Genomic DNA, 10,130 nt, shown 5'->3' with positions numbered 1-10,130 from the left:
CTGGTTCGAGGCCAATCCGGCCGACGCGAAGACGATCGTGCAGAAGGCGGTGTCCTCCGCGCAGGCCCGCGTCGCCGCCCGCAAGGCTCGTGAGCTGGTCCGGCGCAAGAGCGCGACCGATCTGGGCGGGCTGCCGGGCAAGCTGGCCGACTGCCGGTCCAAGGATCCGAGCAAGTCCGAGATCTACATCGTCGAGGGTGACTCCGCCGGTGGCTCGGCGAAATCCGGTCGCGACTCGATGTATCAGGCGATCCTGCCGCTGCGCGGAAAGATCATCAACGTCGAGAAGGCGCGTATCGACCGAGTCCTCAAGAACAACGAGGTCCAGTCGATCATCACCGCCTTCGGCACCGGTATCCACGACGAGTTCGACATCTCGAAGCTGCGGTATCACAAGATCGTGCTGATGGCCGACGACGACGTCGACGGCCAGCACATCTCGACCCTGCTGCTCACCCTGCTGTTCCGCTTCATGCGCCCGCTGGTCGAACACGGGCACGTGTACCTCGCCCAGCCGCCGCTGTACAAGCTGAAGTGGCAGCGCTCGGATCCGGAGTTCGCCTACTCGGACCGCGAGCGCGACGGTCTGCTGGAGGCCGGACTGGCCGCTGGTAAGAAGATCAACAAGGACGACGGCGTCCAGCGCTACAAGGGTCTCGGCGAGATGAACGCCAAGGAGCTGTGGGAAACCACCATGGATCCTTCGGTGCGGGTGCTTCGTCAGGTGACGTTGGACGACGCGGCCGCGGCCGACGAGTTGTTCTCCGTGCTGATGGGTGAGGACGTCGAGGCGCGCCGGAGCTTCATCACCCGCAATGCCAAGGACGTCCGCTTCCTCGACGTGTAGCCGGCGCTGCGCAGCGCACTGCGCGCCCGTCCACATGCCGAGCCCTTATGCACAGGCCCTCTAAGGAGACTTCATGACCGAGACCACGCTGCCGCCCAACGGTGGTGCGGGCGACCGGATCGAGCCGGTCGACATCCAGAACGAAATGCAGAGCAGCTACATCGATTACGCGATGAGCGTGATCGTGGGCCGCGCGCTGCCGGATGTGCGCGACGGCCTCAAGCCGGTGCACCGGCGCGTGCTCTACGCGATGTACGACAACGGCTACCGGCCCGACCGCGGTTATGTGAAATCCGCGCGCCCGGTCGCCGAGACCATGGGTAACTACCACCCGCACGGCGACGCCTCGATCTACGACACCCTGGTGCGTATGGCGCAGCCGTGGTCACTGCGGTATCCGCTGGTCGACGGGCAGGGCAACTTCGGTTCCCGCGGTAACGACGGCGCGGCCGCCATGCGGTACACCGAGTGCCGGCTCACCCCGCTGGCGATGGAGCTGCTCCGCGAAATCGACCACGAGACGGTCGATTTCACGCCGAACTACGACGGCCGCTCCCAGGAGCCCGTGGTTCTGCCCAGCCGGGTGCCGAACCTGTTGATGAACGGGTCCAACGGCATCGCCGTCGGTATGGCGACCAATATCCCGCCGCACAACCTGAACGAGTTGGCCGACGCCATCTACTGGGCGCTGGACAACTACGACGCCGACGAGGAGACCACCCTCGCCGCGTGTATGGAGCGCGTCAAGGGTCCGGACTTCCCGACCTACGGCCTGATCGTAGGAAACCAGGGGATCCACGACGCCTACACCACCGGACGCGGTTCCATCCGGATGCGTGGTGTGGTGGAGATCGAGGAGGACAATCGCGGTCGCACCACGATCGTCATCACCGAGCTGCCCTACCAGGTCAACACCGACAACTTCATCAACTCGATCGCCGAGCAGGTCAAGGACGGCAAGATCGCGGGTATCTCCGATATCCACGACGAGTCCTCCGACCGCGCGGGTATGCGGATCGTGGTCACGGTCAAGCGCGACGCCGTGGCGAAGGTGGTGCTGAACAACCTCTACAAACACACCCAGCTGCAGACCAGCTTCGGCGCCAACATGCTGTCGATCGTCGACGGTGTGCCGCGCACCCTGCGGCTGGACCAGATGATCCGGCTCTACGTCGATCACCAGTTGGACGTCATCGTCCGGCGCACCCGCTACCTGTTGCGCAAGGCCGAGGAGCGGGCGCACATCTTGCGCGGCCTGGTCAAGGCGCTGGACATGCTGGACGAGGTCATCGCCCTGATCCGGCGTTCGGCCAACACCGACACCGCGCGCACCGGCCTGATGGAACTGCTCGAGATCGACGAGATCCAGGCGACCGCCATCCTCGATATGCAGCTGCGGCGCCTGTCGGCCCTGGAGCGGCAGAAGATCATCGACGAATTGGCCCGCATCGAGGCCGAGATCGCCGATTTGAAGGACATCCTGGAGAAGCCGGAACGTCAGCGGGCCATCGTGCGCGACGAACTGGCCGAGATCGTCGAGAAGTACGGCGACGACCGCCGCACCAAGATCGTCGCGGCCGACGGTGACGTCGCCGACGAGGATCTGATCGCTCGCGAGGACGTCGTGGTCACCATCACCGCGACCGGCTATGCCAAGCGCACCAAGACCGATCTGTACCGCAGCCAGAAGCGCGGCGGTAAGGGTGTGCAGGGTGCGGGCCTCAAACAGGACGATCTGGTCAAGCACTTCTTCGTGACCTCGACTCACGACTGGCTGCTGTTCTTCACCAACCTCGGCCGGGTCTACCGGGCCAAGGCCTACGAGTTGCCCGAGGCCAACCGGACGGCGCGCGGCCAGCACGTGGCCAACCTGCTGGCGTTCCAGCCGGAGGAGAAGATCGCCCAGGTCATCCGGATCAAGACCTACGAGGACGCTCCGTATCTGGTGCTGGCCACCCGCAACGGCCTGGTGAAGAAGTCGAAACTGACCGACTTCGACTCCAACCGCACCGGCGGCATCGTCGCGGTGAATCTGCGCGATGCCGACGAATTGGTCGGCGCCGCACTGTGTTCGGCCGACGACGATCTGCTGCTGGTGTCCGCGCACGGACAGTCGATCCGGTTCACCGCCAACGACGAGGTGCTGCGTCCCATGGGCCGCGCGACCTCGGGCGTGCAGGGAATGCGGTTCAACGCCGACGATGAGCTGTTGTCGCTCAACGTCGTTCGCGACGGCACCTATCTGCTGGTCGCGACCGCGGGCGGATACTCCAAGCGCACCGCGATCGAGGAGTACACCGCACAGGGCCGCGGCGGTAAAGGTGTGTTGACGATTCAGTACGACCCGAAGCGTGGCAGTCTGGTCGGAGCGCTCATCGTCGACGACGATGACGAGCTCTATGCCATCACGTCCGGCGGCGGTGTCATCCGGACGGCGGCGAATCAGGTACGCAAGGCGGGCCGGCAGACCAAGGGCGTGCGTTTGATGAACCTCGGCGAGGGCGATACCTTGCTGGCGATCGCTCGTAACGCTGATGAGCCCGACCAGGTTTCCGGTGAAGAAGAGGCCTGAGGCTCGGATTAGCGTTAGGTTCTGGAAGCGGTAATTTCTCCACAAGCAGCGGCGCCACGACGGATCGAAGGATTCTGCATTGACCACTCCGAATCAGCCGAACGACGAGCGAAACCACGCCAACGGTGTGACCGAGCGGATCGCACCGTCACCGATTCCGCCGCGGCCGGCGCCGCGGTCGGGGTCGTCGGCCGACAACGGCTCGGGTAGTTCGCCCGCAAACCCCGAGTCGCAAGGCGATTCCGCGAAATCCGGTGGTTCGGCGCCGGAGGCCGCCGAGGCTGGTGACGGTCGTGGTGGTTCTCGCTTCGAGGAGGGGTGGTCGCAGCTGCCGCAGCGGGAGCCGCAGTCGAATCTGAATCGCCCCGGCCAGGCCCCGGTGCAGGGCCGGGCGAATCCGCAGACCGGTCTCGGTGGCGGGGTGAAGAACGCCCGCACCACCACCGACCTCGCGGCCAAGGCGGCGCGCAAGGAAGCGGCGATGGTGAAGTCCGTCGGCATCGACGGACCCACCCGCAGCATCGCCCGCCCGGAACTGATCAAGGATCTGCCCGATCTGTCGGATCTGCGTCATCCGATGCCGCAGGCGGACGCCGGTGCGGCACAGTCTGTTCCGATGGCGGTGAAGCCCGCGGCGCCGACCGTCTCGCCGGCCGCGCAGGCGGCGGTCGCTCAGGCGGTGACCAGCGGTGAGCCGTTGCGCGCGACCGTGCAGGTGCGCCATATCGACCCGTGGTCGACGTTGAAGGTGTCGCTGGTGATCAGCGTCGCCATGTTCTTCGTGTGGATGCTGGCGGTCGGATTCCTCTACATCGTGCTGTCCGGCATGGGTGTGTGGGACCGCCTGAACAGCACCTTCACCGACATGGTGAACGACAACAACTCCTCGGCGACGACGATCATCGACGCCGGCAGCGTCTTCGGATACGCGGCCGTCATCGGCCTGATCAACGTGGTGCTGTTCACCGCGCTCTCGACGGTGGGTGTGTTCATCTACAACCAGTGCACCGATCTGGTGGGCGGCGTGCAGGTGACACTGGCCGATCCGGACTGACGACTCGCGACGTGCGGCCGGCCGGTTCTCACCGGACCGGCCGTTCGTGCTTTACGGGCGCTCTGACCAGGCGTTTTGGAGAGCAATCGGGGGGTTGTGTAGTCTCTACCGAGTCAGTCACGACAACATGTCGAGACGAACACCACGGGCCTATAGCTCAGGCGGTTAGAGCGCTTCGCTGATAACGAAGAGGTCGGAGGTTCAAGTCCTCCTAGGCCCACATTCACATACCTGGTCGTCGTCGACGGCCGAGGGGGCCTTAGCTCAATTGGCAGAGCACTGCCTTTGCAAGGCAGGGGTTAGGGGTTCGATTCCCCTAGGCTCCACTTCTTCTTCTCACGATCCGGGGGGATCCGATCACTGTCGGCCGGTTCCGGTCGCACCGGTCCACATCACGCAGCGCCGACGGTATCGCCTCGTCGGCGTCGGAAGTCGTGGCTGCCGGGGCCGATGCGGCACAGTAGGGTGGACGGCATGAAACTTCTTCTGACGATCGGTGTCATTGCCGCAGTTGTCTTCGCCGTCACCAAGGTTCGCAAGCGGAGCGAGGCGGATCTGTGGCACGAGGTGACCGCGCGCTGAGCCGCCACGCTCGACCGGGGCCTTAGCTCAATTGGCAGAGCACTGCCTTTGCAAGGCAGGGGTTAGGGGTTCGATTCCCCTAGGCTCCACGCATACCCAGCTCCACGCATACCCAGCTCCACAACATTCACGGCCGGGCCAGCAGGTCGATGACCGCCTGTACTTCCTCCGGCGTCGGGGCCGGCAGATTGTCGCGGCCGTGGATCAGCCCGATTCCCAGATACACCATCGCGCCCGCGCGCAGCCGAGCCTGAACCGGCTCGAAACCCAGATCGAGCATCGCCGTCTGCACGGTGCGGAAGATGCGCTGATCCAGGGCTCGGACCGCCGCCGCCACGGTGTCGTCGGTGCGTGACCACTCCCGCACCGAGGCCTCGACCATCCAGTGCTTCGGATCCACCAGCATGGCCGCCATCTGTTCGATGCGGGACTCGACCGGAATCGAATCCAAGACGGAGAGGGCGCGCACGGCTTCGCTCTGCATATCGCCCCACCGGTCGGCCATCGCGGCCATCAGCTGTTCGAGATCGTCGAAATGCCAGTAGAAACTGCCCTTGGTGACGCCCAGTTCCTCGCACAGCCGGGGAATCCGGATCGCGGTCACACCCTCGCGCCCGAGCAGGTCCAAGGCACCGTTCACCCAGTCGTCGTACGACAGCCGCGCCGTCCGTGCGCGGTTGCGATGTTGGGCCTCCGCTTTTTTGGATACCGCCTTCTCGGATACCGCTTTGTTCGAGGTGACCGGGGCCTTCTTCGGTGTCGTCATCCATTCACCGCCGAGTCGCCCAGGTTCATGACCCGATCGTAGGGGAGCCGGTCGGCTGGGAATTCGACGCGCACCCGACGCACCTCCTCGAACCATTCAAAAGAGTACCGTTCACTGTACTCAATGGTATGGTCGCTGCGACGGGTGACGATCGGTGTCACCTCGGAAGGTGCGAGGGATGTATCGACCGATCGGCCGCCGCGCGATGCTGCGCGGTCTCGGCGCAGGTCTGACGACCGCGATGGCCGGACGTGCGGCGACGGCCACCGCCGATCCCGCACCGGGCGGGTTCGAGAGTCCGCTGATATTCCATTCGCCGCCGATGCGGCCCTTCGTCGACGAACTTCCGCGGCCACCCGTCGTCACCGGGAGTCACCTGGACCTCGTCGCGACCACCACCAGCCATCGTTTTCACCGCGATCTGCCCGCGGTGCCCGCATTCGGATACAACGACCGGACGTACCTGGGCCCGACCGTCGAACACGAGGCCGGCCGCCCGCTCACCGTCCGGTTCCACAACCGGCTCGGCGACCATCCGTTCGCGGCCGATATCGACACCACGCTGCACGGGGTGCCGGAGAGTTACCGGACCACGGTCCCGGCCTCGCTGCATCTGCACGGCGGAGTGACGCCGCCCGCCAGTGACGGACATCCCGAACGCCTGGTCATGCCGGGACAGCACCTCGATCACGACTTCCCGCTGCGGCAATCGGCCGGTCACCTCTGGTACCACGATCACGCGATGGGGATCACCCGCGCGAACGTCTACGCCGGATTGACGGGCATGATGCTGCTGCGCGACGAATTCGACACCGGAGCCCCGGACAATCCGCTCGGGCTGCCGGCGGGGGAGTTCGAAATACCCCTGGTGCTGCAGGAGAAATTGTTCACGCCCGACGGCCGTCAGAGTCTGCGTTCGACAGCGGTGGTGCCGCCGGGTTCGTGGGAGGGCGGTGCGGTCGGCGACGTCGGTGTGGTGAACGGGGTGGTGTGGCCGCAGCTGCCGGTCGCGCGTGGGCTGTATCGGTTCCGTGCGATCAATGCCGCCTCGTTCAGTACGTGGAACCTGTTCTTCGGCAATCGGGTGCGGTTCTGGGTGATCGGAAACGACCACGGACTGCTCGATGCGCCGGTGCCGGTGCGTAATCTGCGGCTCGCTCCGGCCGAACGAATCGACCTGCTGGTGGATTTCGCCGATCTCGCGCCGGGGGAGACGGTCGACCTGTGCAACGACGAACAACCGGTGTTCCAGGCGGCGATCCTCGGGGAGGTCGCGATGCCGGTGTTCTGCCGCTTCCGCGCCGAGGATCGCACGGGATGGCGCGGACCGGTGCCGCAGACGCTGCGCGGCGGGCCGCGACAGCCCGCGGTGCTGCCGCCGGTGCCGGCGCCGACGCTGTCGCGCATTCTCACGATCAGCCAGCCCTATGAACTGCGGATGCCGCCCGCGATCATGTCGCTGAACAACCTGCGCTATTCGGATCCGGATATCGAGATGCCGCGGCAGGGCACGACCGAGCTGTGGAACATCGTCAACATCACACCCGATCCCCATCCCATCCACATCCACCTGGTGGATTTCCGCATCCTGAGCCGGACGCCGCTGCGGACTGTGGATTATCAACTCGCTCATCCCCAACCGGCGATCGGCACCCGCTGGGCTCCGGACCCGGAGGGTTTCCTCGCGGGCCCGGCGCAGCCGCCGGCGCCGTGGGAGAGCGGCCGCAAGGATGTGGTGCGAGTCGACGGCGGCACCGTCACCCGCATCGTGGTGCGATTTCCGACCGCCGACGAACTCGGATTCGATCCCGACGCGCCGTTTCCCAGGATGGGTTCGCCGATGCCGGGCGCGGCGCATTCGGCGAACCATGCCGCGTATCAGGATGCGGATCTGCGCGGTTTCGTCTGGCACTGCCATCTGCTCGATCACGAGGACCACGACATGATGCTGCGATTGCGAACGGTGCGGTGAATGCGAATGACGACACAACTACGAACCTCGAGATGCCCCAGTGCTTTCCGATATTGGGAGGCCAAGCAGCGGCCGGCCGTTCAGCGGCTGGAGGCGATCGTGCGGAAGGTGACCGGCGCCGAACTCTTTCCGACCGACGACCAGGCGCGGGCCCTCACCGAGGATCTGTTCGCCGGTGATCCGGTCGCCGAACGATTCGTCGCCGAGGTGATGCACGGTCCCGGCGGTTCGGCGTCCGGCCGGGCTCTGCTGGACCGGGCCTTGGCCGAAGGGATCGATGCCGTTCCCGAGGCGCCGGATTCGATGCGCGAACTGTTCGCCGAGTTCGACACCGTGCCCGACTGGGTGCGTCCGGAACTGGTCGAACAGGGCGCGGCCATCTGGCGACGCTGGGGCACCATGTTGTTCAGCTTCGCGGGTGCGGAAACTCTGGAGATGTACACCGAATCCGCGGTCGCCACTCCGCTGTCGCTGGCGGGCGGATACGCCGGAAACAGTGCGCTGCGCCGGTATTTGGAGACCTGCCGATTCTGGATGGACGTCTCGCAGCCGAATGCGCTGCTGACGCCGGGGTCGACCGGGCGCGCCACTGCACTGAAGGTCCGGGTCATGCACGTGTCGGTGCGGGCGCGGGTGGCCGGTCATCCCGAATGGGATATCGACAAGTGGGGACTGCCGATCAGCCAGACCTATCAGTTGCTGACCCTGATCGCGGGCAGTGTGACACCCGGACTCGGGTTGTGGGCGCTGGGTTATCAGACCACGCCGTCGGAAATTCGTGCGCTGCTGCACTTTCAGAGATATATGGGGTATCTCCTGGGCGTACGTCTGCAGTGGCATCCAGAAACGGTGATCGATTCGCTGCGGGTGCTGGCGATGACGATCGCCTCGCGTTCCTACGACGCCGGTGCGCATGGCGCGGAATTGATCGAGTCCTATCCCGCCGCCTTCGCCCCGCGTCCCGAACACCGCGGTGCGAGCCGGTTGCGGGCGGCCTACAACTACCGCATCAACTCGGTGTATTCGGCGATGTACATGGCACCCGGCACCCGGCGCAAATACCGTATGCCCCCGGCCTTTCCCTGGTTGCTGATTCCGGTGCTGCGGCTCCCGCTGATCACCGCCATGGAATTCGTGCGCCGGATATCGCCGGTCGGGCGGCTGCACGAGAAGGTGATGGTCCGGCACCGGGAGAACTGGTATCGCGCCCAAATGCAGGGCCGGGAAGCGGAATTCGATGCGAGCGGAGCGTTGCGGCGATGAACGACACAGCCATAGTCGAGGCATGGAACGGTCCCGGCCGCCGGGACGGCGAACTCACCACGGTCGAACCGCGCCACAACGCACTCCATCCCGTGGCGAGTTCGCTCGCCTTCGAGCACTGGTATTTCGACGCACATCTCGACAGCGGACATACCGTCGTCGGATTCCTCACCAAACGCCGTCCCGAGGATTTTCCGCACGCGCGTCCCTGGGTCGAGTTGATGGTCTACGAACCGGACGGCACCCGTCGGCAGGTCTCGCGGAAATATCCCCGCAAGCAGGCGTCGTTCGATGCGCGATCCTGTGATGTGCGGATCGGAGACAACCGCGCCCACACCGAATTCCGGCCCGACGGGTTGCCGACGCACCATCTGCGCCTGGCCGAGGACGGTCTGGAATTCGACCTGCGCTTCGACAACGAACTGCCCAGCTGGATGCCGGGACAGGGCGAAACGCATTTCGGTGGCGGTGATTCCTTCGGCTGGGTGGTCGGCGCGCCGCGAGCCCGGGTGAGCGGCACCGTGACCATCGACGGTGTCGAGCGGCCGGTCACCGGTCGCGGTTACGCCGACCACAACTGGGGCGTCGGCGATATGCGCAAGATCATCGAGCGCTGGCACTGGGGCCGGCTGTATGTCGAGGACTATTCGCTGCTGTTCGCCGATGTGCTGACCCAGCAGCGGCGCGGCGCGCACGAGATCGCGCCGCTCATGCTGGCTCACCGGGACCGCATCGTCCTCTCGACCGGCGAGACGACCTTGCGGGAGGGGCCGGCGCGGTTCGACGCCACCGCCGGGCGCGGCTATCCGGAATGGATCGAAGTGCGGGTACCCGACCAGGTCGAGTTGCGGCTGACCGTGGATCGGGTGATCCACGCCCACGATCTCCTCGACGACATTCCGGTGGTCGGCACCCGGTTGCTGAAACCGCTGGCGCACAGGTTGATCGGTCATCCGGGCTACTTCCGATTCGAATCCACCTTCGAGCTGACCGTGCTCGGCGGGGCCGAACCGGTCCGGCGCACCGGCACCACCTTGCACGAATTGGTGGCGCTCACCTGAGCCTTGCGCGGGC

Annotated in this window: 8 protein-coding genes and 3 tRNA genes; 10 read left to right on the top strand and 1 reads right to left on the bottom strand. The window is 65.6% G+C overall.

Annotation, left to right across the window (positions count from 1 at the left end; genetic code table 11):
* From IRT45_RS28190 to IRT45_RS28165, 7 genes are all read left to right on the top strand, one after another.
* Window positions 1-847: toprim domain-containing protein (locus IRT45_RS28190; RefSeq protein WP_255535617.1), on the top strand; the 847-nt coding region annotated here is incomplete at its 5' end.
* A 73-nt stretch (window positions 848-920) separates the two neighbouring features.
* Window positions 921-3,419 carry a DNA gyrase subunit A gene (gyrA, locus tag IRT45_RS28185; protein WP_194808870.1) on the top strand — a complete coding sequence of 833 codons (2,499 nt, stop codon included), beginning with the start codon at window positions 921-923 and terminating at the stop codon, window positions 3,417-3,419.
* A gap of 79 nt (window positions 3,420-3,498) precedes the next feature.
* Window positions 3,499-4,473, top strand: a complete 975-nt coding sequence (locus IRT45_RS28180) for a DUF3566 domain-containing protein (RefSeq protein ID WP_194808869.1) — start codon at window positions 3,499-3,501, stop codon at window positions 4,471-4,473.
* 146 nt (window positions 4,474-4,619) lie between these two features.
* A tRNA-Ile gene (locus IRT45_RS28175) sits at window positions 4,620-4,693 on the top strand.
* 33 nt (window positions 4,694-4,726) lie between these two features.
* A tRNA-Ala gene (locus tag IRT45_RS28170) sits at window positions 4,727-4,799 on the top strand.
* 148 nt (window positions 4,800-4,947) lie between these two features.
* Window positions 4,948-5,055, top strand: coding sequence for a DLW-39 family protein (locus tag IRT45_RS37200; RefSeq protein WP_210743954.1), 108 nt, complete (start codon window positions 4,948-4,950; stop codon window positions 5,053-5,055).
* A 16-nt stretch (window positions 5,056-5,071) separates the two neighbouring features.
* Window positions 5,072-5,144 (top strand) — tRNA-Ala (locus IRT45_RS28165).
* A gap of 38 nt (window positions 5,145-5,182) precedes the next feature.
* On the opposite strand, the gene IRT45_RS28160 is transcribed toward IRT45_RS28165, so the two are convergent.
* Window positions 5,183-5,821, bottom strand: coding sequence for a TetR/AcrR family transcriptional regulator (locus IRT45_RS28160; protein ID WP_194808868.1), 639 nt, complete (start codon window positions 5,819-5,821; stop codon window positions 5,183-5,185).
* Between the two features lie 178 nt (window positions 5,822-5,999).
* On the opposite strand from IRT45_RS28160, the gene IRT45_RS28155 reads away from it, so the two are divergent.
* Genes IRT45_RS28155 through IRT45_RS28145 form a run of 3 tightly spaced genes read left to right on the top strand, consistent with a single transcriptional unit; the run spans window position 6,000 to window position 10,117 of the window.
* On the top strand, window positions 6,000-7,793 hold the full coding sequence (locus tag IRT45_RS28155) for a multicopper oxidase family protein (protein ID WP_194808867.1): 1,794 nt from the start codon (window positions 6,000-6,002) through the stop codon (window positions 7,791-7,793).
* A gap of 6 nt (window positions 7,794-7,799) precedes the next feature.
* Window positions 7,800-9,056 (top strand): oxygenase MpaB family protein, encoded by a 1,257-nt coding sequence (locus IRT45_RS28150; RefSeq protein ID WP_194808876.1) that lies wholly within the window; start codon window positions 7,800-7,802, stop codon window positions 9,054-9,056.
* Window positions 9,053-10,117, top strand: coding sequence for a lipocalin-like domain-containing protein (locus IRT45_RS28145; RefSeq protein WP_194808866.1), 1,065 nt, complete (start codon window positions 9,053-9,055; stop codon window positions 10,115-10,117). The genes IRT45_RS28150 and IRT45_RS28145 overlap by 4 nt, the downstream gene beginning before the upstream one ends.
* The last annotated feature ends 13 nt before the right edge of the window (window positions 10,118-10,130 follow it).

Origin of the sequence: Nocardia sp. BSTN01, from assembly GCF_015354405.1 — a bacterium.
Taxonomy (GTDB): domain Bacteria; phylum Actinomycetota; class Actinomycetes; order Mycobacteriales; family Mycobacteriaceae; genus Nocardia.
This window is presented reverse-complemented; position numbering and strand designations above follow the sequence as displayed.

Excerpts from the sequence above, each read along its gene's own strand:
- gyrA (WP_194808870.1), top strand. The coding sequence starts at position 921 with ATGACCGAGACCACGCTGCCGCCCAACGGTGGTGCGGGCGACCGGATC.
- IRT45_RS37200 (WP_210743954.1), top strand. The coding sequence starts at position 4,948 with ATGAAACTTCTTCTGACGATCGGTGTCATTGCCGCAGTTGTCTTCGCC.
- IRT45_RS28160 (WP_194808868.1), bottom strand. The coding sequence starts at position 5,821 with ATGACGACACCGAAGAAGGCCCCGGTCACCTCGAACAAAGCGGTATCC.
- IRT45_RS28155 (WP_194808867.1), top strand. The coding sequence starts at position 6,000 with ATGTATCGACCGATCGGCCGCCGCGCGATGCTGCGCGGTCTCGGCGCA.
- IRT45_RS28150 (WP_194808876.1), top strand. The coding sequence starts at position 7,800 with ATGACGACACAACTACGAACCTCGAGATGCCCCAGTGCTTTCCGATAT.
- IRT45_RS28145 (WP_194808866.1), top strand. The coding sequence starts at position 9,053 with ATGAACGACACAGCCATAGTCGAGGCATGGAACGGTCCCGGCCGCCGG.